Raw genomic sequence first — 26166 nt, 5'->3', positions numbered from 1 at the left:
TGAAGTTGAAGAGGGTCTTTCTTCAACTTCATCCTTTCTTAAATACCGTCCGACGCTTCGGCAGGCGCGGCGCTGGTTAGGTAATCCCCCCGGAGCTTAAGGGGATGCGGAAGTATAATTTTCTCGGCAGGATGAACGAGGAGATTCCGATGAAGAAGACACGATTCACAGAAGCCCAAATCATGGGAGTGCTGCGCCAGATGGAAGGCGGTGTGCCGGCAGCCGAGCTGTGCCGCGAGCACGGGATGAGCAGCGCCACGCTGTACAAATGGCGGGCGAAGTATGGCGGCATGGACGCGAGCCTCATCAGCGAGATGAAGGCGATAGCGGAAGAGAACCGGCGCCTGAAGCGCATGTATGCTGACGTCAGCATGCAGAACGACCTGCTGAAGGAGGCGCTCGGAAAAAATGATCCGGCCAGCTCAACGCCGAGAGTTGGCCGTGAAAGCGGTGGCGATGAAGGGCGTCAGCATTGCGCTGGCATGCCGAGCATTCGATATCAGTGAGACGTGCTATCGGTACAGCCCGAAGCTGGACGGGGAGAACGAGCAAATCGCCGACCTGCTCCTCGGCCTGACGGCTGCAAGGAAGACCTGGGGCTTTGGCCTGTGTTTCCTGTATCTGCGCAACGTGCAGGGTCACAGGTGGAACCACAAGCGTGTCTACCGGATATACCGTGAGCTGGAGTTGAACCTCAGGATCAAGCCGCGCAAGCGTCTGAAGCGGGAAAAGCCGGACGAACTGGCGGTACCTGAGGCCCCGAATGAGGTCTGGTCGATGGACTTTATGGCCGACAGGCTGGGGGATGGACGGCAATTCCGGCTGCTGAACGTTCTGGACGACTTCAACCGCGAAGGACTGGGCATTGAGATCGACTTTTCACTGCCTGCGGAACGGGTCGTTCGAGCCCTGAACCAGATCATCGAATGGCGTGGCGCCCCTGAGAAAATTCGAGTCGATAACGGACCGGAATATGTCAGTGGCACCCTCATGAAATGGGCGGAGGACCGGGGTATTGCCTTGGCATACATCCAGCCCGGAAAGCCTCAGCAGAACGCTTACGTCGAGCGCTACAACCGGACGGTCCGCCACGAATGGCTGGACTTATACATTTTCGAAAGCATCGAAGAGGTCCAGAAGATTGCCACCGAGTGGCTCTGGTCCTACAACATCGAACGCCCCAACATGGGCAACGGCGGGATGACCCCCGCACAGAAACTGAGAATGGCTGCGTAAATTCTACGACCGAGCCCCGCAAAAACGGGGGGAATACCGTTAAGGCGTCCAGTTCAAAAAGTTCGAGATCAGCCGCAGGCCAGTGGTTTGGCTTTTTTCAGGGTGAAACTGCATGCCCAACATCGTATCGCGGCCGATAATCGCCGTGACCTCGCCGCCGTAATCGACATGGGCCAGCCGTTCGGCAGGGTCTGCTACGGCCATGTGGTAGCTGTGCACGAAATAGGTATGATCACCGGTGTGCAACCCGTCGAAGACCGCATGGTCATGATCGATCACCAAGTCGTTCCAGCCCATGTGGGGGACTTTAAGTTTCGGGTCCGCGGGGGTGATCTGGGTCACCTCTCCGCCGATCCAGCCCAATCCCGGGGTGTCTTTGTATTCGCGGCCCATGCTGGCCATCAGTTGCATGCCGACACAGATGCCAAGGAAAGGGCGCCCCTTTTCCTCAACCGCTTCGACCATGGCGTCATAGAGGCCACCGGCGCCTTTCAGCGCTGCCATACAAGCCGGGAAGGCGCCATCGCCGGGCAGCACCAGACGGTCGGCGCGGGCGACGACCTCGGCGTCTGAGGTCACCGTGACTTCGCCTGCGTCGTTTTCGCGGGCCATACGCTCGAAGGCTTTGTGGGCCGAGTGTAGATTTCCGGATTCGTAGTCGATGATTGCTGTCAGCATTGGCTTACAAGGCGCCCTTGGTCGAGGGGATGGCATCCGCTTTGCGCGGGTCGGTTTCGACCGCCTCGCGCAGGGCGCGGGCGACCGATTTAAAGGCCGCTTCGGCGATATGGTGGCTGTTGAACCCGTGCAGCGCGTCGACATGCAGGGTGATGCCGCCGTGGGTGCTGAGTGCTTGGAAGAACTCACGCACCAGTTCGGTGTCGAATGTGCCGATGCTGCTGGTGGGGAAATCCACGTTCCAGATCAGAAAGGGCCGCGCAGAGAGGTCGAGCGCGCAACGGATTTGCGCGTCGTCCATCGCCAATAGGCAAGACCCGTAGCGGCGGATGCCGCGTTTGTCGCCGAGCGCTTGGGTCAGTGCTTGGCCCAGCGTGATGCCTACGTCTTCGACCGTGTGGTGATCATCGATGTGCAGATCGCCTTTGGCGCGCACCGTGATATCGATCAGCGAGTGGCGCGACAATTGGTCGAGCATATGGTCAAAGAAACCCACGCCGGTCTCATTGTCATAGCGGCCACTGCCGTCGAGATTGATCTCGACCGTGATGTCGGTTTCGGCAGTGGTGCGGGTCAGGGTGCTGCGACGCATGGGGCATCTCCGAAGGCAATTGCTGCGCCCTTATAGCAGGGCATGCCGCCACGCCAAGCCCAAGCGGTGAAGCACCTTTAGCCCGGGCTGACGCGATCGGGGATTGCGGGGGCAGGGCCCATATGTCAGCTTGAACCAAATCCCAGAAAGAGGCGCGACATGACCACCTGCGTATTCATCCAGATCCGCTGCCGACCGGGCACGACCTATCGTGTGGCCGAGGAAATCGCCCTGCGCGAAATCCATTCCGAGCTTTATTCCACCTCTGGTGAATATGACCTGTTAATGAAGCTTTATATCCCCAAGGGGGAGGATGTGGGCGTCTACATCAACGACAACCTATTGGACATCGAAGGCATTGAGCGGTCCTTGACCACGATGACCTTCAAGGTCTTTTGAGGTGCCGCGCAGGTTCTCTCTAACGGCGGTTGCGGTTTTTGCTTTGTCCTTTGGCGCGCTGGCCCATCCCGGCATGGCGACAGCGGGCACACGTATCTATGAGGGGCGCGAGGCCGCCGCTTTGCGCTGCGCCAACACGCTGGCCCTGACGGCTGTGGCGCTTTCTTCGGCGGAGCTGATCGGCGAGGGGGAGAAAAACGTGATGCTGGGCGTCACCGTGCGCATCCTTGACCGACATGTTGAGGGCAGTTGGGCCCAGAAACGTGCGGCGATGGAGGTGATGCGCGACCGACGCAGCGTGCCGGACACATTGGAGGATTACCGCCGCATCGCCGAGCGTTGTCTGGTGCAATTCCCCATCAACTGAATGCAAAAACCCGCCAGTGAGGCGGGTTTTTCATGAGGTCTCTTTTGGCTCAATGCGCGGCAGAGACGGAGGGTTTCTCGGTCGGGGCGGTGTCGAGTTTCACCTTCTGGCGCATCGCCACACGGCGAATGGCGCGATCAAATGTCTTTCTGACCCGCTGGGTGCGGCTGGCATTGGGCTGGATCGGGCCGCCCACGGAAAGCATTACCGACAGTGGGCTGTTGTCGTCGTAGCGCAGGTCCATCCCGTCAAGCTCGCCTTGAATGAGCACTTCGATCTCGGGCCATGCGGGCAGGCTGTCGCCGGTCACGATGCACAGCAGCGTGCCAGACCCATTGTGGGTCATCAGCAGTTGCGGGCAATCGACCACCCGCGCGATCGCTTGGGCGGCAGAGGTAACGGCGCGGGCGAATTCGCGGGTGTTGCAGGTCGCGTAAAGCTCATCAATATGTTCGATCTTCACGGCGAAAACCTGACAGATATCAAGGTGCTGGCGCGACAATTGCGACAGGTAATTGCCCAAAGAGAAGGGCAGCACCAACTGCTCGACCCCGTTGATATGCACAGGATCGGCCAGCGCGAAATCATGGGCGCCGGGCTCTCCTGCTTCTTTCAGATGATGCGGGTCAAGGCGCGGGGCACGCTGGGTGTTTTCCAACATCCGCTCGGCGATATGCACGCGGGTTGCGATGTCTTTCACATCGAAAGGTTTGGTCACATAGTCGTTGGCCCCAGCGGCAAAAGCGCTTTCGATCGCGGTCGCGTCGGCGCGCGAGGTCACCATCAAGATCGGCGTGTCTTGATAAGCCTCCAGCGTGCGGATGCGGCGGCATAGGGTGATGCCGTCCATTTCGGGCATTTCGATATCCAAGAGCAGGCAATCAAAATGGTCTTTGGTGGTTTCGAGCAGTTCCAAAGCGGCAGCGCCGGAATCGGCCAGTGTCAGATAGGGATAATCAGCTTCGCGGAAAACGACGGGCAGCAATTCGCGGATAAAAGGGTCATCGTCGACGGCAAGAATTTTCATTTTTGGCACCTCTTTCGTGGGGCAGACGGGCAGTCCGGGTGTCTTTATAATCTGTTCACATTTAGTCGTATAAACCCGGCGAAATTGTGACGTTGCTGCACCAATAGTTTGTGCCGTTCCGTTAATTATTAACCATATTTTGAAGTTCCGGGAAACCATTGAATTCGCAGCCTGTGGCAGCCTCGCGCCCTTGTTTTCCCGCGTCGCGGGAGGTGATTTGGCGGATATCGTGCGGAATTTTGGGCGCAGAGAAGCGGAATAAAGAGCCAAAACAGGGCGAGAATATGCGGTTCTTGTGAACCAGAGGGGTTTCGCACTGCAACTCGTCTTCACGCTTAGGTGATTGAGGGAAACTTTATCGGATGTCGTACGTTGCGCGCAGTAAAAGCCTGCCGCGCCTGTGCGCTCAACTACTGTAAGAGCCGTGAGGGGGACCATGTTGAAGCGCTTGCTGGACGATCTTGGCGGAACCTGTGCAAGCACTGCGCAGGCGGGAGGCGGGCGACGCTTTCGTCATCCCCCCGGGGATGGTGGCGCACTTTGCCCATTGTTCGCCCGACCTCGAATTGTATGAGGCCGGGCTGCGCGGTGATTTCTCGAAGGCGCTCTTAGCCTAAGCGCGCAGCGACTTCGGCCTGCACCTTTTCGGCCGCGGCCTCTTTCACGGGGCCGTAGCCGCGGATCTCCATCGGTGCGGAAAGCACCGCGAGCGCCTCGTCATGGGGCAGGGCCGGGGCCTTGGCCATAACCGCCTCGTACCAGTCGATCAGCCCGACCTCCAGCTTGCGATCAGCGCCATAGCTGAACGGGTCGGCCCATGTGCCGCGCAGGGGTTTCATCGCGGCCAATAGGTCAAAGGCACGCCCCATCCATGGGCCAAACTTGCGCTTGTTGGGGCGTCCGCGGCCATCGCGGCCGGTGGGCCATGCGGGCGGGGCGAGGTGGTAGTGCACCTTGTAGTCGCCCTCGAAACTATCGGCGATGCGATCCTCAAAACCGCTTTGGCGGTGCAGGCGGGCGACCTCGTATTCGTCCTTGTAGGCCATGAGTTTGAACAGCGATTTCGCCGCGGCGCGCAGCAGGTCTTCGGAGCCGTCTGGCAGCGCGTTTGTCAAAGCATCAAGGCGGGATTTATAGCGCTCGGCGTAGGCTCGGTTCTGGTAGCCGGTAAGGAACTCCATCCTCCGCGCGATTAGGCTGTCGACACTGTCATCGGGGGCGGGCGCCGGGGCAAAATGCGCCGCAATCGCCTCGGGGTTTGCGGCCATGACCCGGCCAAAACCAAAGGCGGCGCGGTTCTTGTCGGGCACCACGCCATTCAACTCGATCGCCTGCTCCAGCGCGGTGAGCGAGACCGGCACAAGGCCCTTCTGCCAAGCATAACCCAGCATCATCACATTGGCGAAGACCGCGTCGCCCATCAGTTTTTCGGCCATGGCGTTGGCGTCAAAGGCACTGAGGTTCTCAGCACCCACAGCCTGCGCGATTACCGCCTCGCGGTCGTTGATGCGCAACTCGGCGTCGCGGTTCAACACCAGATCGCCAGTCGGCATCTCGGCGCGGTTAAGCACGATCCGCGTGCCGCGCCGGTAGTGGGCCGAGGCTTTGGGCGCGGAGCTGACCACCATGTCGCAGCCGATCACTGCGTCGGCGCCGCCCTGATCGATGCGCACCTGATGCACCTCCTCGGGGGTTTGGGCGAGCCGCACATAGCCCAGCACGGTGCCAAATTTCTGAGCAAAGCCGGTGAAGTCGAGCACGCTGGAGCCCAGCCCTTCGAGATGCGCCGCCATGGTGATGAGCGCGCCCACAGTGACAACGCCGGTGCCGCCTACGCCGGTCACCAGCAGGTTAAAGGGCTGGTCGAGCCTGGGCAGTTCGGGCATCGGCAGCTGCGCCGAAAGACCCGCCACGTCCAGCCCGGCCCCAGAGCGTTTGCGGCGGCTGCCGCCCTCGACGGTGACGAAAGAGGGGCAGAACCCGTTGAGACAGGAGTAATCCTTGTTGCAGGTCGATTGGTTGATCTGCCGCTTGGTGCCGAATTCAGTCTTCTTCGGTTCGACGCTTAGGCAATTGGATTCCAACGAACAATCGCCGCAGCCCTCGCAGACCAGATCGTTGATCATGACGAATTTCTTAGGATCGTCCATCAGCCCGCGCTTGCGCTTGCGGCGCTTCTCGGTGGCGCAGGTCTGTTCATAGATCAGCACTGTGACGCCCGGAATATCGCGCAGCTCGCGCTGCACGCGGTCAAGCGCGCTGCGGTGATCAAATGTGGTGCCGTCGGGGAAATCACCCTTCTCCAGCAGTTCGGGCCGGTCCGAGACCAGCGCGATCCGCGCCACGCCTTCCGCGCGGCAGGCCTGCGCGATGGCGGCGACTGAGACAGGGCCATCGACAGGCTGCCCGCCGGTCATGGCAACCGCGTCGTTGTAGAGGATCTTGTAGGTGATGTTCGTCTTTGCCGCGACCGCTTGGCGGATGGCGAGCGAGCCGGAGTGGTACCATGTGCCCTCGCCAAGGTTCTGGAACACATGTTTGCCCCCGTTGAACATCGAGGTGGCGATCCACGGCACGCCTTCGCCGCCCATCTGGGCAAAACCGGCGGTTTCACGGTCCATCCACGAGGCCATGACATGGCAGCCAATGCCGGAGTTGGCCTTTGATCCTTCGGGCAGTTTGGTCGAGGAGTTATGTGGGCAGCCCGAACAGAAGTAAGGCGTGCGGGTGGCGCCGGGGACGTTCAGCAGCACGGGCGGCTGGTCAGTCAGGGCGCGGGCCTTTTCCAGCAGGTTCTCTTCGGGAAAGAAGGCACTGAGCCGCGCGGCAATGATCGGGAGCAGCTTGAGCGGCGACAGCTCGCCGGTCCAAGGCACCAACTCCTCAAGGTTTTCGTCATGTTTGCCCACCATCCGCGCAGGTTTGGAGCCGGGCCAGTCATAGAAGGCCTCTTTAAACTGGCTTTCGATGATGCCGCGTTTCTCTTCGATCACAAGCACTTCGCGCTTGCCCTTGACGAAGTCGAGCGCGTCGTCCAGCGCCAGCGGCCAGACCATGCCGATCTTGTAGATGTCGATGCCGAGACGGCGGCAGGCGGCCTGATCAAGGCCAAGAAGCCGCAGCGCCTCCATCGTGTCGAGGTGGCCTTTGCCGGTGGTCACGATGCCGAAAGAGGCGTCCTGCGTGTCGTAGACATGCCGGTCAATGGGATTGGCGCGCATGAAAGCCTGCACCGCGTCGAGCTTGTGATGCAGCCGCGTCTCAATCTCGGGCGAGGGGAGATCGCCAAGCCGCACGTGCAGCCCGCCCGGAGGCGCGGTGTAGTCGGGCTGGTTGAACACGCGGTCGGGTGTCAGTGTCACCGATGCGCCGCTTTCCACGGTTTCCGAGATCGCCTTGAAACCCACCCAAGTGCCCGAGAAGCGTGAAAGCGCGATGCCGTATTCGCCAAACGCCTGATATTCGGCCACGCTCGCCGGGTTCAGCGTCGGCATGAACCACGACATGAAGCCCACATCGGATTGATGCGGCATGGAGGACGAGACGCAGCCGTGATCGTCGCCCGCGACCACCAAAACGCCGCCCCTGGGGGCCGAGCCGTAAGCGTTGCCATGTTTCAGCGCGTCGCCCGAACGGTCCACCCCTGGCCCCTTGCCGTACCACATAGAAAAGACGCCCTCGACCTCCGCCTGCGGGTCGAGGTGGGCCTGTTGCGCGCCCAAGACCGCGGTGGCACCGAGGTCTTCGTTCACGGCGGGCAGGAATTTCACCCCCGCCTTGGCCACGCGGTCTTTGATGCGCCAGTATTCCAGATCGAGCCCGCCCAAGGGGGAGCCGCGGTAGCCCGAAACGAAACCGGCGGTGTTCAGCCCCGCCTCGCGATCGCGGCGGGCCTGATCCAGCATGATGCGCACCAGTGCCTGCGTCCCGGTCAGGAAAACGCGGCCTTCGGTCTGATCATAGCGGTCGTCGAGTTTATAAGTGGTAAATTCGCGCGGTTGTTCTGTCATGGGGGTCTCCTCACTTGGGAGTATACCGCAGGGGGTCCGAATTTTCGCTCCGGTTTTGCTGGCGATATGGGTAAAGGCCGGGTAAATTATCCATCATAGTCCCGTATGTTGAAAGAATTACCCGATGAGCGAGATGGATGCGACGGACCGACAGCTTGTATTCCTACTTCAGCAGGATTCGCGCCTGCCCAATGCGCAACTTGCCGAAAAGCTGAATATCTCGGCCTCTGCCTGCTGGCGGCGGGTCAAGGCGTTGGAGCAGGCGGGGGTGATCAAACGCTATGCCGCGGTGGTCGATCCCAAGGCGATGGGGCTGGGGTTTGAGGCGATGGTGCATGTGCATCTGACCCGGCATGATGCCTCGGCCCTTGCCAGTTTCATCCGTGCGATCCAAAGCCGGACGGAGGTGACGGAGTGTTTCGCCACCACCGGCCAAGCGGATTATCACCTGCGCGTTCTTTGCCGCGATATCGACGCCTATAACGCCTTTCTAGAAAGCTTTTTGTTCCTACATCCGGCGGTCAATTCGGCCACCACCAATGTGATCTTGCGGCAGATCAAATCCGACGCGCCGATCACCGGCTAAGGTGAACGCCGCGTGCACCACTGGCGAAACGCGCGCGAAGTTGCGGTGTCGTTCTGAAATGGACATTTGACGCCCGCGTGCGCCATATAGCACCAAGTGATTAACCTCGAAGGAGAGACCCATGATGAGAACCCGTGCCGCCGTTGCCGTGGAAGCTGGCAAACCGCTTGAAATCATGGAGGTGAACCTTGAAGGGCCGAAACGCGGTGAGGTCTTGGTTGAGATCAAGGCAACCGGCCTGTGCCACACCGATGAATTCACCCGCTCGGGAGATGATCCCGAAGGCATCTTCCCCGCGATCCTCGGCCACGAAGGAGCGGGCGTGGTGCTGGAAGTGGGCGAAGGCGTGACCACGCTGGAGCCGGGCGACCATGTGATCCCCCTCTACACGCCAGAATGCCGCGAATGCGAATACTGCCTGTCGGGCAAAACCAACCTCTGCCAAAAAATCCGCGTGACCCAAGGCCAAGGCTTGCTGCCCGATGGCACAACGCGGTTTTCGATGCTCGATGGCACGCCGATTCACCACTATATGGGCTGCTCAACCTTTGCCAACCACACCGTGGTGCCGGAAATCGCGCTGGCCAAGGTCCGCAAAGACGCGCCCTTTGATAAAATTTGCTACATCGGTTGCGGCGTGACCACGGGCATCGGTGCGGTGATCAACACGGCCAAGGTCGAACTGGGCGCGCGCTGCGTGGTCTTTGGGCTGGGCGGCATCGGGTTGAACGTGATCCAAGGGCTGCGGATGGCAGGCGCGGATCAGATCGTCGGTGTCGATCTTAACGACGACAAAGCAGAGGTCGGGCGTTATTTCGGGATGACCGATTTCGTGAACCCTAAGAACGTCGAGGGCGATTTGGTGGCGCATCTGGTCGAAGTAACCAAAGGCGGCGCGGATTATTCCTTTGACGCGACTGGCAACACCAAGGTCATGCGCGACGCGCTGGAATGCGCCCACAAGGGCTGGGGCGAAAGCATCATCATCGGCGTGGCACCTGCGGGAGCCGAGATTTCGACGCGGCCATTCCAATTGGTCACCGGCCGGGTTTGGCGCGGGACCGCTTTTGGCGGGGCCAAGGGGCGGACGGACGTGCCCAAGATCGTTGATTGGTACATGAACGGCAAAATCGAGATCGACCCGATGATCACCCACAAGTTGACGTTGGATCAGATCAACGAAGGCTTCGAGCTGATGCACAAAGGTGAATCGATCCGCGCGGTCGTCGAATTCTAAATATTGGGCTGGAGGGCTGCGCGCTCTCCAGCCTAGACCTCTGCCGCGAGGGAGAGGAACAGGTCGACATCGATATAGGTCTCGACATGATCGGCCAGCGCGTCGAGCGCATCATCCACGCCGCTTTCGAAATCCAGCGATGAGGTCACGCCAAAACCGCCAAGGTAGGCGCGGCGGAAGGCGTCTGAGCTGAAAATTCCATGCATATAGCAGCCCTGCACCCGGCCAGAGGGGGAGGCCGCGCCCTCGGCTGTGTCATCGAAGGTGAGCCAAGCGCGGGCGCAATCGGGGCCGGTGGTTTCGCCGATGTGGATTTCATAGCCCGTGAGATCGGTGCCACTGGCGGGGTGCTGGCCGGTCTTTTCCGACAGATGTTTCAGCGGGGCCATCGTGGTTTCCACGTCCAGATGCCCCAGCCCCGCCACCCGCGCTGCCGGACCTTCAATGCCCTCTGGGTCGGTGATCGCCTTGCCCAACATCTGATAGCCACCGCAGAGCCCCAGCACATGACCGCCGCGCCGGATATGCGCGGCAAGATCGATGTCCCACCCCTCGGCGCGGAAGGCTTCGAGATCGGAGATCGTGGATTTCGACCCGACCATCAGCACCAGATCGGCGTCGGCGGGCAGGGGGGTGCCGGGCATTATCATCCGCAGGTCCACGCCCGGCTCGGCGGCCAATGGATCAAGATCGTCGAAATTGGCGATACGCGGCAGGCGCGGCACAGCGATGACACAGCCCGAGCCACCGGAACGGGCGCGGGCGGGTAGATCCATCACATCTTCGGCGGGCAGGCGGTGGGCGGCGTCGAACCATGGGATCACGCCAAGGCTCGGCCATCCGGTGCGCGCGGCGATGTCGTCTCTCCCTGCGTCGAACAGGCTGCGGTCACCCCGGAATTTGTTCACCGCAAAGCCCCGGATCAGCGCGTTGTCTCCGGCATCCAGCACCGCCTGCGTTCCGACGATCTGCGCGATCACCCCGCCACGGTCAATGTCGCCCATAAGTACCACCGTCACCCCGGCGGCGCGGGCAAAGCCCATGTTGGCGATATCGCCCGCGCGTAGATTGGTTTCTGCCGGAGAGCCTGCGCCTTCAATAACAATCAAGTCGCAGTTTTCGGCCAAACGGTGAAAGGATTGCAGCACGGCGGGCATCAGACTGGCTTTGTTACGCCCAAACTCTCGCGCCTCTTGCTGGCCTGCGATCTGGCCTTGCACCACGACCTGCGCACCCGTGGCGCTTTGGGGCTTCAACAACACCGGATTCATGTCCGTATGCGGCGCCACGCCAGCGGCACGCGCTTGCAAGGCCTGCGCGCGGCCAATCTCGCCCCCGTCCTCGGTGACGGCGGCGTTGTTGGACATGTTCTGCGGTTTGAACGGGCGCACGCGCAGCCCGCGCCGGGTGCAGGCGCGGATTAATCCGGCAACGATCATCGACTTGCCGACATTACTGCCGGTGCCCTGTATCATGATGGCTTTGGTCATGTCATTCTGCCCCTGTTTCGCGCAAACTGGCGCAAAATGATCCAAGGGGAAAGAGCCGCGATGAACACGCCTGCACATTTGCTTTTGGGCGCTGCCGTGATGGGGCGGGAAGGGGCCAAGCCGTTAATTTGGGCAGCACTTGCCGGGGCGCTGCTGCCGGACTTGTCGCTCTATCTGATGGCGGGTTTTGCGCTCTATGTCCAAGGGCTGCCGGGGAGTGTGGTCTTTGGGGAGCTTTACTATTCCGACCTCTGGCAGACGGTTTTTTCCATCGATAACTCTTTCATCGTCTGGGGCGCGCTTTTGGGACTTGCGGTCTGGCGGCAAACGGGCTGGGCCGTGGCGCTTACCGGCGCGGCGCTGCTGCATCTGATGTTCGACCTGCCGCTGCATCACGATGACGGGCGTGCGCATTTCTGGCCACTAACGGGTTGGATTTTTGAAAGCCCCATCAGCTATTGGGATGTGCGTCACGGCGCGGGGTGGGTCGCACCCGTTGAGGCACTGGTGGGCGCGCTCGCCGCTATTACGCTTTGGTGGCGTAGGCCGGGCTGGGTGCTATCCTGCGTGACATTGGCGCTGCTGCTGGCCGAAGGTTTAGCCTTGCGCAACTGGATCTTCTTTTTCGGGGCAGATTGACCGCGCGAGAAACAGCAGACACAAAAAAACGCAGCCCGAAGGCTGCGTCAATTGCTCCGCTTGGCGGATATTCTCAGGCGGCTTCGGCCTGAAGCGCGGCATTGCGGCGCTCGGACTCTTCGCGCGACAGGGCGACGGAGGTCCGCACGCCTTTGCCGACAAATTCCATCAGGCCTTCGACGACCCGCTCATTGGGGTCGATCCCGGCACAGCTCAGCACTTCGCGGCCATCGCGCGAACGGGCCCAGCGGGCAATCTGTTCTGGGCCGTTGCCATATTTCTTGTCGTCGGCAATTGCGTCATCCAAAGCAGCAAGCACCACAGCAGCAAAGAGCTTGCGTGCGCGGTTGCCTTGCTCGTTGTTGAAAGCGGTGCCATCAACGAAATCTTTCATCTCGTCGTCCTTTCGATTATTCTTGCTCTTGTCATTCGGGCGTGGAGGCCCTTATGACGGATATCCTTTGATTCGGATACCTCTATTTAGCATACCTCCCATGCAACTTGCGCATATCTAGTTGCCGCAGCGACGCTCGGATATCGCCCGCTTGCAGGGGACCATCCCTCCCGATATAGACCCGGTCATCTTATCATCAACCTTATGTCGTGGTTTTGTCACATGCCCAAGATTAACGGAAACGAGATCCGCCCCGGAAACGTCCTTGAACATAACGGTGGCCTTTGGGCGGCCGTGAAGGTCGATCACGTGAAGCCCGGCAAGGGCGGTGCCTTTGCCCAAGTCGAAATGCGCAACCTGCGCAACGGCTCCAAATTGAACGAACGCTTCCGCTCTGCCGATAAGGTCGAGCGCGTGCGACTGGAGCAAAAAGACCAGCAATTTCTGTATGAAGACGACGGTATGCTGGTGGTAATGGACACCGAAACCTATGAGCAGGTGCAGCTTGATGCCGAGCTTTTGGGTGACACGCGCCCCTTCCTGCAAGACGGCATGATGATCGTGGTCGAGTACCATGACGCCGAGGCGCTGAACGCCCGTCTGCCGCAAAAAGTGGTCTGCAACATTGCCGAGACCGAGCCGGTCGTCAAAGGCCAGACAGCGGCGAATTCCTTCAAACCAGCCATTCTGGAAAACGGTGTGAAGATCTCTGTTCCGCCCTTCGTAGGGCAGGACGAAGCGATCGTGGTGAACACCGAAACCATGGAATATGTCGAACGCGCTTGACGCAACGTCATCCAACGTAAGCTAGGGCCTGTGGACATTGAGGATTTTCAAATCACCTGAGGTTTGATTCAACCTTCCAAAAGGGAGGTTTGAATGGACGAGCAGAGGTTTGTGATTTCCGATGACGTCTGGGGGCGGTTGAGGCCGCTTTTGCCTGGCAAGCCGGGCGACAGCGGAGCGACGGGCAAAGACAATCGGTTGTTTCTGGAGGCTGTTTTATGGCGGGTGCGGACGGGGTTGCCGTGGCGTGATCTGCCAAAGGCATTCGGCAATTGGAACAGCGTGTTCCGGCGTTTCCGAAGATGGGCTGAAGCCGGAGTTTTCGAGCGTGTTTTCAAAGAGATAAGCGGCTGTCCCGATTTCGAGTATGCACTGATCGACGGCACCATCGTCCAGGCTCACCAGAAGGCGAGCGGCTCAAAAGGGGGACTCAGCATCAGGCCATCGGACGCTCGCGGGGCGGACTGACGACCAAGGTCGTGGCGCTCGTCGACGCCTTGGGGAACTTGTTTGATTTTCTTCTTCTGCCCGGGGAGGCGCATGACATGAAAGGCGTCGCGCCGCTGATCGAAGGCGTGGATTTCGATGCGTTGTTGGCCGACAAGGCATTCGACGCCGATTGGCTGCTCGCCGAGCTTGATACACGCGGAGCGAAGGCGATCATCCCGCCCAAGGCAAACCGAAAGGTTACGCGCGACTACGACAAACATGCCTACAAGTGGCGGCACCTCGTCGAAAACTTCTTCGCGAAGATCAAGGAATTCAGGGCAATAGCCACGAGATATGAAAAGACCGCGTCCAGCTATGCCGCCAACTGGCACCTCGCCGCAACGGTCATTGCCTCAAAGTGAATGTCCACGGACCCTAGATCAGCCCCGGTTTTGCCGGGGCTTTTTCTTGTTTTGGGGTGCTCAGGCGGCTGGGCCGGGCCATGTGACTTGCGCCTCATCGGCCTGCATATGCCCGTTGGCGCGGTCAAAGCGGAGATGCGCCAGCGCCTGGTCCCCCGCTTGAGTGAACAGCGTGCCCGCCGGTTTGCCCTCTGCCGTGATCGCCGTGCCCGGCGCGGCGCTGCCACTGACCTCAACTCGCGTCAGCCCCTTGCGCAACTCGGTCTTGTGTTTCATCCGCGCCGTGACCTCTTGGCCCACATAGCAGCCCTTGCGGAAGTCGAGCCCGTTGATCCGATCAAGCCCGGCTTCGAGGATAAACGTATCAGGCGTCAGTTCCACACCGGTTTCGGGGATCAGATGCGCCACGCGCAGGGCGTTCCAATCGGTAGTGTCATCTGTCTGCGGCGTGTCGCGATAGGCGCGCCAGCCCATTTCCGAATGACGCGGGTCGGACACGGCATCTTCGGGTGCGGGGCCGGTGCCACGGTGCAGGTGCAGCCCGCTCGGCTCAATCGTCACCTTGGCGCGCAGCTTATACATCGACAGCCGTTGGCTCAGCATGTCGCCAAGGCTTTCGTCCACATCAAGCAGAACGCTATCGCCGTCAGCGATCAGAAAGAAATCGGCCATATATTTGCCCTGCGGCGTCAGCAGGGCGGCGTAGACCGGGCCTTGGTCCAGTTTGCCAACGTCATTGGTCACGATGCCTTGCAGGAAATCGCGGGTGTCGGGGCCGGAGAGGCGCAGAATGCGGCGCGTGGTCATGCGGTTGTCCTTTGATTGCTGGCCATGACATATAACCTGTCAAACCCATCCAAAAGGGGCAACCATGCGCGCGCCGATCTCTGTCGTCATTCCCAGTCTCAATGCAGCCGCCGCGCTGCCTGCCTGCCTTGCCGCGCTTGTCGAAGGGTTGCAGGCCGGGCTGATCCGCGAGGTGATCCTGAGCGATGGGGGATCGGCAGATGGCACGCCTCAGCTGGCCGAAGGCTGGGGGGGCGAGGTGATCTCGGGCGCGCCCTCGCGGGGGGGGCAGTTGCGCCGCGGATGCGAAGCGGCACGGGGGGAGTGGCTCTTGGTGATCCATGCCGACACGGTGCTGGCGCCGGGGTGGACCGATGCGGTGCAGGATCACATGGCGCGCGGGACAGGGGCTGCGGGGTGGTTTCGCCTCAGGTTCGATCAGCGCGGGCCGGCACCACGATTGGTCGCAGGTTGGGCGAACCTGCGCAGCGCTTGTGGCTTGCCCTATGGTGATCAGGGGCTGCTGCTGCCCCGCGCGCTTTATGACGCGGTCGGCGGTTACCCCGATCAGCCGCTGATGGAGGATGTCGCACTGGCCCGCGCCCTGCGGGGCCGTTTGGCGCGGCTTGAGGGCATCGCGGTGACCAGTGCCGAGAAATACCGCCGTCAGGGCTGGCTGCGCCGCGGTGGGCGCAACCTGTGGACGCTGATGCGCTATGCAATGGGCACCAGCCCCGAAGCCCTTGCGGTAAGCTATCGGCGGTCGTGAAAACGGGCGCGGGTCGCCCCCACGCCCCTGCACTCAGTTAAAGAAGACCGCCCCGATCCGTTGGAACAGATTGGGCTGGCGCGCCCTTTCGCGGCGCTTTTTTGCAGAGAGGGCGCTGAGGCCGCGTGCATCCGACACCGTCTTTCCGTCGCGGAATTGCAGGCGGTAAAGGTCGGCATAGATGCCGCCGCGCTCCATCAATTCGTCGTGGGTGCCTTCATCGGTGACTTGGCCGCGGTCCATCACCACGATCTTATCCGCGCTGCGGATGGTCGAGAGCCGATGCGCGATCACGATGGTGGTGCGCCCCTTGGCGAGCCGATCAAGGGCATCCTGCACAACCTGTTCAGATTGCGCATCCAAGGCGCTGGTGGCCTCGTCCAACAGCAGAATCGGCGTGTCGCGCAGCAGGGCGCGGGCGATCACCACACGCTGACGCTGCCCGCCCGACAGGGCCGAGCCGCGCGGACCGACGCGGGTCTCTAGCCCCTGTTCAAGCTGCGGCAGGAAATCGGCCACATGGGCGGCTTTCAACACCCGGTCGAGTTCTTCGTCGCTGACGTTCTCGCGGCCCAGCACGATATTCTCGCGCAGGGTCTCATCAAACAGCAGCGCCTCTTGCGTCACGACAGAAAACAGGCCCCGCAGGTCTGGGATGGTCATCGACGTGGTGTCGACCCCGCCGATTTGAACCGTGCCGCTTTGTGGATCCACCAGCCGCGTGAGCAGGTTGAAAATGGTCGATTTCCCCGCGCCCGAGGCGCCGACAAGGGCGGTCGTCTGGCCCGCTTGCGCGGTCAGGTTCAATGCATTCAGCACCTTCGTATCGCCGTAGGAGAGCGAAACATCCGCCAAGGTAACGTCAGGCGGGCCATCGGGCGCGGCCACGGGCTTGGCCGGGCTGCGCAGGTGCAGGGGCGCGTCGAGCAACTCCTTGATCCGCTCCAGCGCGGCGGCGGCCATCTGCCACAGGCCGCTGATCGCGCCGAGGCGACGCAGGGGGGAGAACATGAACCCGAGCGAGGTAAAGAAGGTCATGAACTCGCCAATGGTCTTGTTGCCCGCGATGATCTCGGACCCGCCGTAGACGATCACGGCCATGAAACCGATGCCTGACATGATGTCGATCATCGCCGGGATCGCGGAATTGCCAAAGGCGGCGCGAACTTCGGTGCGAATAAAGGTGCGCGTCAACTCGCGGTATTGTCGGGCCTGATAGTCTTCCAGCGCGTTCAGTTTGATCTGCACGATGCCGTGAAAGACCTCGTCCAGACGTGTCGAGAGGCTGGCGCCGATGTCGCGCGCCTCGCGCGAGCGGGCGCGGACGAACCGCTGGGCGATGGCGGCAGGCAGCACCATCAGCGGCACGCCGACCATCGCCAAAAGCGCCCAGATCGGATCAATCGCGATGGCGACGCCCATCAGGATCACCAGCCCCACCAGATCGCGGCCCGCGCCGGTGATGACCGCGCGCCAGACATCGCTGACCGCGTTCACATCCGATTGCACGCGCTGCACAAGAAAACCGGGCGGATGGTTTTGGTGAAAGGCGCCGTCTTGCTGCATCATCCGGTCCAGCAGGTCGATGCGCAGATCCGCCGCCGTGCGTTGCGCCACGCGGGTCAGCAGCACCTTTTGCACCACCGTGGCCAGCGCGCGCAGCGCAAAGATCGCCACCAGCACCAGCCCCACCCAAACCAGCGCACCTTGGTCGCCGCCGACAAAGACGCGGTCGAACATCGGCTCCATCAGCTTGGCCAGCACGCCCAAGGTCGAGCCTTCGATGATCATGAAGATCACCGCGATGGCCATCAGGCCGGTGTGTTTCTTTAGATAGTCATGCCAAAGCCAACGCATCAACTGCGCGGAGGTGTAACTGTCATCATTCATGCCGGTGCCTGATCCTTTTGGGCAGTCGGATCCCGTGTACGAAAGCCGCGCAGGCAGGGCAAGCCGTCGCAGGGCGCGCGTGGGACGCGCATCCGGGCCGGAGCGGGGCGGGGTAGGGGCGTCCGGGGCGCGGCTTACCTTACGTCCGATCGCGTGTTGACCCCGGCCCGGCGGGCAGTAAGCTGCGCTCGACCGCAGCCCGGTCACGCATTTTCAAAACGGCAGCCAATATCATGACAAAGCAGAATAAACTCGTCCAAGGTCGTTCGTACCTTGCCATTCCCGGCCCCTCGGTCATGCCCGACGCGGTGCTGAGCGCGATGCACCGCGCCGCGCCCAATATCTATGAGGGTGAGTTGGTTGAGATGATGCCGGCACTGGCGGCCGATTTGAAGCGTGTGGCGCGTACAGATCGTCATGTGGCGATGTATATCAGCAACGGCCACGGCGCCTGGGAGGCCGCGCTGAGCAATGTCATAGCACCGGGCGACCGCGTGCTGGTCTTGGCGACGGGGCGTTTCGGCCATGGTTGGGCCGAGATGGCAACGGGGCTGGGGGCGGAGGTGGATATCCTCGACTTTGGCCGCAATGCGCCGGTTGATCTGGCGCAGGTGGCCGAGCGTTTGAAGGCCGACACGGGCCACCAGATCAAGGCGCTGATGGCGGTGCATGTCGACACCTCAAGCTCGGTGCGCAACGATGTCCCCGGCCTGCGCCGCCTGTTGGATGAGGCAGGCCACCCCGCGCTTTTGATGGCCGATTGCATCGCATCGCTTGGGTGCGAGCGGTTCGAGATGGACGCGTGGGGCGTCGATGTCATGGTCACCGCTTCGCAAAAGGGGCTGATGGTGCCGCCGGGCATGGCCTTCGTGTTTTTCAACGACCGTGCCGAGGAAGCCCGCGCGCGTCTGCCGCGGGTGAGCCGCTATTGGGATTGGTCGCCGCGCGCCCATGCGCAGGAATTCTATCAATACCACGGCGGCACCGCGCCGACGCATCACCTTTATGGCCTTCGGGCCGCCCTTGATATGATCCATGAAGAGGGGATCGAGCAGGTCTGGCAGCGCCATGCCACCTTGGCCCGCGCGGTTTGGGCAGCGTGCGAGGCATGGTCGGCAGAGGGCAGCCTGCGGTTCAACATCGAAGACCGCGCCCTGCGCAGCCATGCCGTCACCGCTCTGCGGCTGCAAGCGCCCCATGCGACAGAGTTGCGCGATTGGGTACAGAGCAATCTGGGCCTGACACTGGGCGTGGGGCTGGGCATGGCCCTGCCGGGGGAGCCTGCGTGGCATGGTTTTTTCCGCCTTGGCCACATGGGCCATGTGAACGGCCATATGGTCATGGGGCTGCTCGGCGGGATCGAAGCCGGGCTTTCGGCGCTAAAAATCGACCACGGGCCCGGCGCGCTGCAAGCGGCGGCGGAGGTGATCGGCGGGGCCTAAGCCCCGCGCGCTTCGGGCTTGCGGGCTTCGGCCAAGGCCTCGGGCAATGCGGTGGCGAAGTGATCCAGTTCCTCAGCCGTACTGCAACTGATGCGGATGCAGCGGTTTTGCGGCGCGGCAAAGGGCATCCGCACAAAGATGCCCCGCGCCACTAGGGCATCCAGCACCGCCTTGGCGAAGGCGCCATCGCCGCCACAGTCGATCGCGACGAAATTGGCTGCGGAGAGCAGGGTGCTCAGCCCGTTCTTTTCAGCGATTTGAGCGATCCTGTCGCGGGCCTCGGCGATCTGGGTCTGAACTTTCTTGAGGTAGTCTTGATCCTGTACCGCCGCCAAGGCACCTGCCTGTGCTGCGCGGTTGAGACCAAAGTGATTGCGAACCTTGTGAAAGGCCGTGATCAAGTCGGGCGCTGCAATCGCATAGCCGATCCGCGCCCCGGCGAGGCCGTAGGCTTTGGAGAAGGTGCGCATCCGGATCACCCGCGGGTCATCGGCGGAAAGCTGGGGTGCTGTGCCCTCGGGGGCGCATTCGATATAGGCCTCATCCAGCAAAAGCAGGCTGCCTTGGGGCAGATCGTCAAGCGCGCGCGCCAGTGCCGTGCCCTCATGCCAAGTGCCCATCGGATTGTCGGGATTGGCGAGGTAGACGAGCTTGGCGTCGACCTCTGCCGCTTTGGCGAAAAGCGCTGCCGGGTCTTCGTGATCGTCGCGGTAGGACACTTTGTGCAGCACGCCGCCAAAGCCCGCGACATGGTAGTTGAAGGTTGGGTACGCGCCTTCCGAGGTTACCACCGCATCGCCTTCGTCCACCAGCAGACGGACGAGATAGCCCAGCAGCCCGTCGATGCCTTCGCCGACGATGATATTGTCGGGCGTCACGCCATGCAATTCGGCCAATGCCGCGCGCAGCTCCACGCTTTCTGAATCGCCATATTTCCACATCTCCGTCTCAGCCATTGCCGCGATGGCACGGGGCGAGGGGCCAAAGACGTTTTCATTGGCGCCAAGCCGCGCTTTGAAGGGGCGGCCAAGCGTGCGCTCCTGCGCTTCGGGGCCCACAAAGGGGACGTTGGCGGGCAGGCTTTGGGCGAGGGGGGTGAGGCGTGCATATGTCATGCGCCAAGGTGTAGGGTTGCGCCGTTGAGAGGGCAAGGGTCGCAGCACCTGCCGCCACGTTTTGCTGGTGCCGCGCGTTGATCTGCGCTGAACTGCGCCAAACATTCAGGAGAACAGCCATGCCCCGCGTCACCACCCGGATCGAAGACCATATCGCCCATGTGACCCTCACCCGCGCCGACAAGATGAATGCCGTAGACGATGAGATGATCGAAGCGATTATCGCGGCAGGTCAGGAGGTTGCGGCCTCAGACGCTCGCGTTGTGGTGTTGTCGGGCGAGGGCAAAGGTTTTTGCGCGGGCATCGATATCGGCGGGCTTTCGGGGATGCTGGGGCAGGATGTTGAGGCGCTGATCATGCCGCGCACCCATGGCGAGGGCACAACGAACAAATGGCAGGAGGTGTCGATGGTCTGGCACCGTTTGGAAATCCCGGTGATCGCGGCGCTGCATGGCGTGGTCTATGGCGCTGGGATGCAATTGGCGCTTGGCGCGGATATCCGCATCGCCGCGCCGGATACCAAGCTGGCGGTGATGGAGATGAAATGGGGCATTGTGCCGGATATGGGAGGCATGGTGTTGCTGCCGCGTTTGGTGCGCTCGGATGTGCTGCGGCGGTTGACCTATACGGCGGCACCCGTGGGGGCCGCGCAGGCCGAGCGCTGGGGGCTGGTGACCGAGGTCGCCGATGACCCGCAGGCGGCGGCTTTGAAACTGGCGCAGGTGATTGCGGGGAAGGGGCCGACTGCCGTGCGGGCGGCCAAGCGGTTGATTGGATATGCGGAATCCGGGGCGTCGGATGTGGATGTACTGGAGGCCGAGTCGCGCGAGCAGGCGGCGCTCTTGGGCAGGCCAGAGCAGATGGAGGTGATCGCGGCGGAGTTCGGCAAGCGGCCTGCGGTGTTTAAGTAGGCTGGTGGCGTTCTCCGGAACAGCCCGGAATCAAGGCCGTAAGGCCGCCGGGCAGCGCCAGACCGCCCGAACGGGCTGGCGCTTTTGCAATCGAAGCGATGTCCTGAAAGCTGATCATATGTGCGGCAGGGATAAACTGCCCCACTGAGAAGAGGCGAGCGCCAACCCGCGGTCTGGCGCTGCCCGGCTCCGTCGCGTTTGTCGTCAGCCCAGTTCGGCCAAGCGATCCAAAGCCGCCTGCAATTGGTCCGCTTCTTCCTGACGCGCATCCAGATTGGCCTGCGCTTCGGCGACAACCTCTTCCGGCGCTGAGGCCGCAAACTTGGGGTTGTTCAAACGCCCCTTCAGCCCGCCGATCTCCTTGCCCAGCTTATCGAGCGACTTTTGCAGACGCGCCTTCTCGGCATCGATGTCGATCAACCCAGCCAGCGGCAGGCCGAAGCTTGCCCCCGGTGCCGCGATGGACACGGTGCCTTTGGGGAAACTGTCGGCACGCTCAAGGCTCTCGACCCGCGCGAGGCGTTTGATCATCACCTCGTTGCGGTTCCATGCGCCCTGTGCAGCCTCGTCCATCTCTGTCACCAGCATCGGCACCTTCAGCCCGGCGGGTACATGCATCTGCTGGCGCGCGGAGCGGATGCTCTCAATGAGGCCGATGACCCAGTTGAGCTCCCGGTCAGCTTCGGCATCCAGCAGATCGGCGGTGGTGTAGGTCGGCCAATCGGTCAGGGCGAGCAATTGGTCGCGCTTGGTGGTGGTCTGCCACAGTTCTTCGGTGATGAAAGGCATGATCGGGTGCAGCAGCACCAGACATTGCTCTAGCACCCAAGCCATCGTCGCGCGGGTCTCTTCGGCCTCGGGCGCGTCGTCTTGCAACAGCGGTTTGGAGAGTTCCACATACCAGTCGCAGACCTTGCCCCAGACAAAGGCATAAAGCGCATTGGCCGCGTCGTTGAAGCGGAAGTTGCCGAGGGCGGCGTCCACTTCTTCGCGGATGCGAGCGGTCTCGCCCACGATCCACTTGTTCAGCGTGGCCTGCGGCTGCGGCATCGCGGCGGGCATGCTGTCGAAGACGTTGTTCATCTCGGCAAAGCGGTGCGCGTTCCACAGCTTGGTGCCGAAATTGCGATAGCCCGCGATGCGTTGCGTGCTGAGTTTCAGGTCACGCCCCATGGCGGCCATCGAGGTCAACGTAAAGCGCACCGCATCCGCGCCAAAATCGTCGATCAACTCCAGCGGGTCGAGCACGTTGCCCAAGGATTTCGACATCTTTTTGCCCTTCTCATCGCGCACCAGCGCGTGGACATAGACGGTGTCGAAGGGCTTTTGATCGACCACGGCGTATTGCATCATCATCATCCGGGCGACCCAGAAAAAGATGATGTCAAAGCCGGTGACCAGCACGGAGGTGGGGAAGTATTTCTCAAGCTCCGCGGTCTGCTCGGGCCAGCCCAGCGTGCCGATGGGCCAGAGGCCGGAGGAGAACCATGTGTCGAGTACGTCGGGGTCGCGGCGCAGGGTTTTGCCGGGGGCCATGGCCTGTGCTTCGGCCTCGGTCGGCGCGCAATACTCATTGCCCTCATCGTCGAACCACACCGGAATTCTGATGCCCCCACCACAGCTGGCGCGAGATGCACCATGGCTCGATGTTCTCCAACCAGTGGAAGTACACTTTGCGGTCCTGTTCGGGCAGGATCGTGACTTCGCCAGAGCGCACCGCATCAATGGCGGGCTGCACGATCTTATCGGTGGCGACGAACCACTGGTCGGTCAGCATCGGCTCGATCACCACTTTGGAGCGGTCGCCGAAGGGCTGCATGATCTTCTTGGCCTCGACGAGCGGCACGAGGTTCTCTTCCTCGGTGCGCATCTCGCCGCCTTCGCCGGGCTCGACGGGGGCCTTCTTGGCGGCGCGGCCGAGGCGCGGGTCGGTCGCCTCGGTCATCACGGCAAGGCCCTCGGCGGTCACGTCCTCGACCACGCGCTTGCGGGCCTCGAACCGGTCGAGGCCGCGGTAGGCTTCCGGCACGAGGTTGATTTCGGTCGCATCCTCTGGCGCGGCCTCGCGGCCCTCGGCAATGGCCTGCGCGCGGGCGGCGGCCTGATCGTAGGGCAACCCGTCGGCGCGCATCTGGCCTTGGGTGTCCATCAGCGCATAGAGCGGGATGCCGTTGCGCTTGGCGACGCCGTAGTCGTTGAAGTCATGCGCGCCGGTGATCTTCACAGCACCAGAGCCGAAGTTCTTGTCTGGGTATTCGTCGGTGATGATCGGGATCAGGCGGCGCTGCTCTTTCGGGCCCACGGGAATTTCGCAGAGTTTCCCGACGATTGAGGCGTAACGCTCATCTGATGGATGAACCGCCACCGCGCCGTCGCCCAGCATGGTTTCGGGCCGTGTGGTGGCGATGGAGATATAGTCGCGGGTCTCTTCGAAGAGCGTGTTCCCGTCTTCGTCTTTCTCGACGTAGGTATAGGTCTCGCCCCCGGCCAGCGGATACTTGAAGTGCCACATGTGGCCGTCGACTTCGGTGCTTTCGACCTCCAAATCCGAGATCGCGGTCTCGAAATGCGGGTCCCAGTTGACCAGCCGTTTGCCGCGGTAGATCAGCCCCTTGTTGTACATGTCCACAAAGACCTTGATCACGGCATCGTGGAAGTTGCCTTCCTCACCCTCGGGCGCACCGGGCGCGCCGGACATGGTGAAAGCGTTGCGCGACCAGTCGCAAGAGGCGCCCAAACGGCGCAGCTGGTCGATGATCGTGCCGCCGGATTTCTGCTTCTGCTCCCAGACCTTGGCAGTAAACGCCTCGCGGCCCAACTCGCGGCGGCCGGGCTGTCCGGTGGCGGCCAATTCGCGTTCCACCACCATCTGTGTGGCGATGCCCGCGTGGTCTTGGCCGGGCTGCCAAAGGGTGTCGAAGCCCTGCATGCGGTGCCAGCGCACGAGGATATCTTGCAGCGTGTTGTTAAAGGCATGGCCCATGTGCAGCGAGCCGGTGACATTCGGCGGCGGGATCATCACCGAGAAATGCTCGTCGCGCTGCGCATTTGCGCCCGCTTTGAACGCGCCCTTGGTCTCCCAATCGGCGTAGATGCGGCTTTCGGCCTCAGCGGCGTTGAAGGTCTTTTCGAGTGCCATGGTCATGATCCCTTTTGTTGCGCCCCGTTTAGCGGTCTGGCGCGGTGAGGGAAAGACCTATGGCAAAGCGGATTTGGGGCGGGAAGCGGCTTAGCCGCGCCGGTCGATCTTGGTGCTAAGGTGAATGAGGCTCTCACTGCCCTTCACGCCGCGCGTCTCGCCAATACGGTCGAGGGTTTCGTCCAACTCTTGCGTGGTCTGCGCCGCGATCTGCACCAGCAGGTCGAAACGGCCCGACGTGGTGTGGACCACCTGAACGCCCGGCAGGCTGCGCAACCGGGCCAGCACGGCGGGGCCAGCGCGCAACTCAATATTAACCAGCGCCGTGGCATGAAGAGGCGCGCGGGCTGCCTCGCCCAAGCGCAGGGTATAGCCGACAATAGCACCGCTGCGTTCCAGCCGTTCCAGCCGCGCCTGAACGGTGGTGCGGGCAAGGCCCAGACTGCGCGCGAGATCGGCCACCGGCAATCGGGCGTTGCCCTGCAGTGCCACGATCAAAGCGCGGTCGGTGTCGTCAAGTTGTACTGGCATCTCGTCAATCCGCCGAAAGTTCGCATCACTTTAGGCGGTTTGACACGATGAATTGACTGAAATCGCGGGTTTACTGGAGAAAAGCAAACAAGAGGCCCCCATGCAGCATATCGCCCCCCTTTCCGACAGCCCCGCCGCCTATCTGGCCAAACACAGCCCCGACGCGCCGGTGTTGTTCCTGGCCCCTTCGGTGCTGCAATCCACGGCGCGGCGCTTTCAGGCGGATTTCGAAGGGTTGGTGACCTATGCGGTCAAGGCCAATGACCGGCCCGAGGTGCTCTCGAACCTTGTCGCGGCGGGGATCACCACCTTCGATGTGGCCTCTCCGGCAGAGATGGCGGCGGTCCGGGCGGTCTGCCCGCAGGCGGTGCTGCATTACAACAACCCTGTCCGCTCGGCGGCAGAGGTGCGGGCCGGGATCGCGGCGGGCGTCTATAGCTGGTCGATCGACGATATGTCGGAACTGGCCAAGCTGCGCGACGTGCCGCGCGACAATGAAGTTGCGGTGCGCTTTGCCTTGCCAGTGAAGGGTGCGGCCTATGATTTCGGGTCGAAATTCGGCGCGGCCCCTGAGCAGGCGGCGGAGCTGTTGCGCGCGGTGGCTGAGATGGGGTTCACCCCGTCAATGTGTTTCCACCCCGGCACGCAGTGCAATGATCCGCAGGCTTGGGTGCAATATGTCCACGCGGCGGCGGATATTCTGCATGCGGCGGGTGTCTCGATCAAACGGATGAATATCGGCGGTGGGTTTGCTGTAGATCGCGGCTTTGACGCGCCGGATCACCGGGCGGTCTTTGCCGCGGTGAAGGCGGCGCTTGCCGAGAGTTTTGGGACGGATGCGCCCTCGCTTCTTTGCGAGCCGGGGCGCGCGATGGTTGCCGATGCCGCCGTGCTGGCGACCCGTATCAAGGGGATGCGCAACGCCGGGCGGACGGTCTTCCTGAACGACGGTATCTATGGCGGTCTGCCCGATCTGCGGGACATGGGCCTGTCTGGGCTGGTGGATGTGGTCGGCCCTGAGGGGGCGCTGCGCCAAGGGGCGCCGACACCGCGCGTGGTCTTTGGCCCCACTTGCGATTCGTTGGATCGCTTGCCCGACGGCCTGCCGCTGCCCGAAGATGCGCAGACGGGGGATTATCTGTTGTTCGGCGGCATGGGGGCTTATTCCATCGCCATGTCCACCGCCTTTAATGGCTATGGGCTGGCAGGGATCACGCTTGTTTCGGACCTTGGAGCCGTGCCCAAACGCAAGGCGGCCTGAGCCTCTGGACACTGGCGGTTCGCCCGCTAC

The 26166-nt window shown here is 62.0% G+C and carries 22 protein-coding genes and 1 pseudogene; 12 read left to right on the top strand and 11 right to left on the bottom strand.

All coding sequences use genetic code 11. From position 1 onward, the window contains the following. Positions 1-149: 149 nt before the first annotated feature. Positions 150-1236, top strand: a protein-coding gene (locus R1T45_RS16730) for an IS3 family transposase (protein WP_317389646.1) whose coding sequence is annotated in 2 segments (ribosomal slippage) — positions 150-406 and positions 405-1236 — 1089 coding nt in all. Because the reading frame shifts where the segments join, the coding sequence is not laid out codon by codon here. Positions 1237-1275: 39 nt separating this feature from the next. Here the strand turns inward: R1T45_RS16730 and hisH are convergent. After that, a complete protein-coding gene (gene hisH / locus R1T45_RS16725; RefSeq protein WP_120350630.1) occupies positions 1276-1914 on the bottom strand; it encodes an imidazole glycerol phosphate synthase subunit HisH in 639 nt (212 codons plus the stop codon). 4 nt (positions 1915-1918) lie between these two features. Continuing rightward, positions 1919-2506 carry an imidazoleglycerol-phosphate dehydratase HisB gene (hisB, locus tag R1T45_RS16720; RefSeq protein WP_067629332.1) on the bottom strand — a complete coding sequence of 196 codons (588 nt, stop codon included), beginning with the start codon at positions 2504-2506 and terminating at the stop codon, positions 1919-1921. 159 nt (positions 2507-2665) lie between these two features. On the opposite strand from hisB, the gene R1T45_RS16715 reads away from it, so the two are divergent. Continuing rightward, on the top strand, positions 2666-2905 hold the full coding sequence (locus R1T45_RS16715) for an Lrp/AsnC family transcriptional regulator (protein WP_007120503.1): 240 nt from the start codon (positions 2666-2668) through the stop codon (positions 2903-2905). A 1-nt stretch (position 2906) separates the two neighbouring features. After that, a complete protein-coding gene (locus R1T45_RS16710; protein ID WP_120350631.1) occupies positions 2907-3272 on the top strand; it encodes a hypothetical protein in 366 nt (121 codons plus the stop codon). Positions 3273-3321: 49 nt separating this feature from the next. Here R1T45_RS16710 and R1T45_RS16705 read toward each other — a convergent pair whose 3' ends face one another. Both R1T45_RS16705 and R1T45_RS16700 read right to left on the bottom strand, forming a co-directional pair. Then, positions 3322-4299, bottom strand: a complete 978-nt coding sequence (locus R1T45_RS16705) for a PleD family two-component system response regulator (RefSeq protein WP_120350632.1) — start codon at positions 4297-4299, stop codon at positions 3322-3324. 608 nt (positions 4300-4907) lie between these two features. Beyond that, positions 4908-8309, bottom strand: a complete 3402-nt coding sequence (locus tag R1T45_RS16700; protein ID WP_317389645.1) for an indolepyruvate ferredoxin oxidoreductase family protein — start codon at positions 8307-8309, stop codon at positions 4908-4910. Positions 8310-8433: 124 nt separating this feature from the next. On the opposite strand from R1T45_RS16700, the gene R1T45_RS16695 reads away from it, so the two are divergent. Further along, the gene (locus tag R1T45_RS16695) at positions 8434-8895 is read left to right on the top strand and encodes an Lrp/AsnC family transcriptional regulator (protein WP_067629340.1); all 462 of its coding nucleotides are present in this window, start codon (positions 8434-8436) and stop codon (positions 8893-8895) included. 124 nt (positions 8896-9019) lie between these two features. Further along, positions 9020-10132, top strand: a complete 1113-nt coding sequence (locus R1T45_RS16690) for an S-(hydroxymethyl)glutathione dehydrogenase/class III alcohol dehydrogenase (RefSeq protein WP_120352167.1) — start codon at positions 9020-9022, stop codon at positions 10130-10132. A gap of 32 nt (positions 10133-10164) precedes the next feature. On the opposite strand, the gene R1T45_RS16685 is transcribed toward R1T45_RS16690, so the two are convergent. Continuing rightward, the gene (locus R1T45_RS16685; protein ID WP_317389644.1) at positions 10165-11622 is read right to left on the bottom strand and encodes a cobyric acid synthase; all 1458 of its coding nucleotides are present in this window, start codon (positions 11620-11622) and stop codon (positions 10165-10167) included. Positions 11623-11682: 60 nt separating this feature from the next. On the opposite strand from R1T45_RS16685, the gene R1T45_RS16680 reads away from it, so the two are divergent. Beyond that, positions 11683-12261, top strand: coding sequence for a cobalamin biosynthesis protein CobQ (locus tag R1T45_RS16680; RefSeq protein ID WP_132446978.1), 579 nt, complete (start codon positions 11683-11685; stop codon positions 12259-12261). 73 nt (positions 12262-12334) lie between these two features. Here the strand turns inward: R1T45_RS16680 and R1T45_RS16675 are convergent, their stop codons facing one another. Next, positions 12335-12655, bottom strand: coding sequence for a DUF6280 family protein (locus tag R1T45_RS16675; RefSeq protein WP_007120494.1), 321 nt, complete (start codon positions 12653-12655; stop codon positions 12335-12337). A gap of 222 nt (positions 12656-12877) precedes the next feature. Between R1T45_RS16675 and efp the strand changes: the two genes are divergently transcribed. Further along, a complete protein-coding gene (gene efp / locus R1T45_RS16670) occupies positions 12878-13441 on the top strand; it encodes an elongation factor P (protein ID WP_067629376.1) in 564 nt (187 codons plus the stop codon). A gap of 93 nt (positions 13442-13534) precedes the next feature. After that, a protein-coding gene (locus R1T45_RS16665) for an IS5 family transposase (protein ID WP_317389643.1) occupies positions 13535-14292 on the top strand; the annotation gives its coding sequence in 2 pieces (ribosomal slippage) (positions 13535-13871 and positions 13871-14292; 759 coding nt in all). A gap of 60 nt (positions 14293-14352) precedes the next feature. Here the strand turns inward: R1T45_RS16665 and R1T45_RS16660 are convergent. Continuing rightward, on the bottom strand, positions 14353-15099 hold the full coding sequence (locus tag R1T45_RS16660; protein WP_120350636.1) for a YgfZ/GcvT domain-containing protein: 747 nt from the start codon (positions 15097-15099) through the stop codon (positions 14353-14355). 64 nt (positions 15100-15163) lie between these two features. Between R1T45_RS16660 and R1T45_RS16655 the strand changes: the two genes are divergently transcribed. Next, the gene (locus tag R1T45_RS16655; RefSeq protein ID WP_317389642.1) at positions 15164-15847 is read left to right on the top strand and encodes a TIGR04283 family arsenosugar biosynthesis glycosyltransferase; all 684 of its coding nucleotides are present in this window, start codon (positions 15164-15166) and stop codon (positions 15845-15847) included. A gap of 33 nt (positions 15848-15880) precedes the next feature. Here R1T45_RS16655 and R1T45_RS16650 read toward each other — a convergent pair whose 3' ends face one another. Next, a complete protein-coding gene (locus tag R1T45_RS16650; RefSeq protein WP_067938537.1) occupies positions 15881-17737 on the bottom strand; it encodes an ABC transporter ATP-binding protein in 1857 nt (618 codons plus the stop codon). A gap of 233 nt (positions 17738-17970) precedes the next feature. Between R1T45_RS16650 and R1T45_RS16645 the strand changes: the two genes are divergently transcribed. Further along, on the top strand, positions 17971-19179 hold the full coding sequence (locus R1T45_RS16645) for a pyridoxal-phosphate-dependent aminotransferase family protein (protein WP_317389641.1): 1209 nt from the start codon (positions 17971-17973) through the stop codon (positions 19177-19179). Here R1T45_RS16645 and R1T45_RS16640 read toward each other — a convergent pair. After that, positions 19176-20294 carry a pyridoxal phosphate-dependent aminotransferase gene (locus tag R1T45_RS16640; RefSeq protein WP_317389640.1) on the bottom strand — a complete coding sequence of 373 codons (1119 nt, stop codon included), beginning with the start codon at positions 20292-20294 and terminating at the stop codon, positions 19176-19178. The genes R1T45_RS16645 and R1T45_RS16640 overlap by 4 nt on opposite strands. Before the next feature lie 119 nt (positions 20295-20413). Here R1T45_RS16640 and R1T45_RS16635 point away from each other — a divergent pair, with 119 nt between their 5' ends. Then, positions 20414-21205, top strand: coding sequence for a crotonase/enoyl-CoA hydratase family protein (locus R1T45_RS16635; protein WP_120350640.1), 792 nt, complete (start codon positions 20414-20416; stop codon positions 21203-21205). Positions 21206-21409: 204 nt separating this feature from the next. Here R1T45_RS16635 and R1T45_RS16630 read toward each other — a convergent pair. Both R1T45_RS16630 and R1T45_RS16625 read right to left on the bottom strand, forming a co-directional pair. Then, positions 21410-24344 (bottom strand): annotated as a pseudogene (locus R1T45_RS16630) (valine--tRNA ligase). A gap of 90 nt (positions 24345-24434) precedes the next feature. After that, complete coding sequence (locus R1T45_RS16625; RefSeq protein WP_317389639.1) at positions 24435-24875, bottom strand: Lrp/AsnC family transcriptional regulator; 441 nt, start codon at positions 24873-24875, stop codon at positions 24435-24437. Between the two features lie 100 nt (positions 24876-24975). Between R1T45_RS16625 and R1T45_RS16620 the strand changes: the two genes are divergently transcribed. Continuing rightward, complete coding sequence (locus tag R1T45_RS16620; RefSeq protein WP_317389638.1) at positions 24976-26136, top strand: type III PLP-dependent enzyme; 1161 nt, start codon at positions 24976-24978, stop codon at positions 26134-26136. Positions 26137-26166 lie beyond the last annotated feature (30 nt).

The sequence above is a fragment of the Sulfitobacter sp. LC.270.F.C4 genome (assembly GCF_032922545.1).
In the GTDB taxonomy this organism is placed as follows: domain Bacteria; phylum Pseudomonadota; class Alphaproteobacteria; order Rhodobacterales; family Rhodobacteraceae; genus Sulfitobacter; species Sulfitobacter profundi.
The sequence above is the reverse complement of the archived record's forward strand: the minus strand, read 5'-3'. Positions and strand labels throughout refer to the sequence as shown.

Excerpts from the sequence above, each read along its gene's own strand:
- R1T45_RS16625 (WP_317389639.1), bottom strand. The coding sequence starts at position 24,875 with ATGCCAGTACAACTTGACGACACCGACCGCGCTTTGATCGTGGCACTG.
- R1T45_RS16635 (WP_120350640.1), top strand. The coding sequence starts at position 20,414 with ATGCCCCGCGTCACCACCCGGATCGAAGACCATATCGCCCATGTGACC.
- hisB (WP_067629332.1), bottom strand. The coding sequence starts at position 2,506 with ATGCGTCGCAGCACCCTGACCCGCACCACTGCCGAAACCGACATCACG.
- R1T45_RS16650 (WP_067938537.1), bottom strand. The coding sequence starts at position 17,737 with ATGAATGATGACAGTTACACCTCCGCGCAGTTGATGCGTTGGCTTTGG.
- R1T45_RS16620 (WP_317389638.1), top strand. The coding sequence starts at position 24,976 with ATGCAGCATATCGCCCCCCTTTCCGACAGCCCCGCCGCCTATCTGGCC.
- efp (WP_067629376.1), top strand. The coding sequence starts at position 12,878 with ATGCCCAAGATTAACGGAAACGAGATCCGCCCCGGAAACGTCCTTGAA.
- R1T45_RS16685 (WP_317389644.1), bottom strand. The coding sequence starts at position 11,622 with ATGACCAAAGCCATCATGATACAGGGCACCGGCAGTAATGTCGGCAAG.
- R1T45_RS16655 (WP_317389642.1), top strand. The coding sequence starts at position 15,164 with ATGCGCGCGCCGATCTCTGTCGTCATTCCCAGTCTCAATGCAGCCGCC.
- R1T45_RS16640 (WP_317389640.1), bottom strand. The coding sequence starts at position 20,294 with ATGACATATGCACGCCTCACCCCCCTCGCCCAAAGCCTGCCCGCCAAC.
- R1T45_RS16645 (WP_317389641.1), top strand. The coding sequence starts at position 17,971 with ATGACAAAGCAGAATAAACTCGTCCAAGGTCGTTCGTACCTTGCCATT.
- R1T45_RS16705 (WP_120350632.1), bottom strand. The coding sequence starts at position 4,299 with ATGAAAATTCTTGCCGTCGACGATGACCCTTTTATCCGCGAATTGCTG.
- hisH (WP_120350630.1), bottom strand. The coding sequence starts at position 1,914 with ATGCTGACAGCAATCATCGACTACGAATCCGGAAATCTACACTCGGCC.
- R1T45_RS16680 (WP_132446978.1), top strand. The coding sequence starts at position 11,683 with ATGAACACGCCTGCACATTTGCTTTTGGGCGCTGCCGTGATGGGGCGG.
- R1T45_RS16695 (WP_067629340.1), top strand. The coding sequence starts at position 8,434 with ATGAGCGAGATGGATGCGACGGACCGACAGCTTGTATTCCTACTTCAG.
- R1T45_RS16690 (WP_120352167.1), top strand. The coding sequence starts at position 9,020 with ATGAGAACCCGTGCCGCCGTTGCCGTGGAAGCTGGCAAACCGCTTGAA.
- R1T45_RS16675 (WP_007120494.1), bottom strand. The coding sequence starts at position 12,655 with ATGAAAGATTTCGTTGATGGCACCGCTTTCAACAACGAGCAAGGCAAC.
- R1T45_RS16715 (WP_007120503.1), top strand. The coding sequence starts at position 2,666 with ATGACCACCTGCGTATTCATCCAGATCCGCTGCCGACCGGGCACGACC.
- R1T45_RS16700 (WP_317389645.1), bottom strand. The coding sequence starts at position 8,309 with ATGACAGAACAACCGCGCGAATTTACCACTTATAAACTCGACGACCGC.
- R1T45_RS16660 (WP_120350636.1), bottom strand. The coding sequence starts at position 15,099 with ATGACCACGCGCCGCATTCTGCGCCTCTCCGGCCCCGACACCCGCGAT.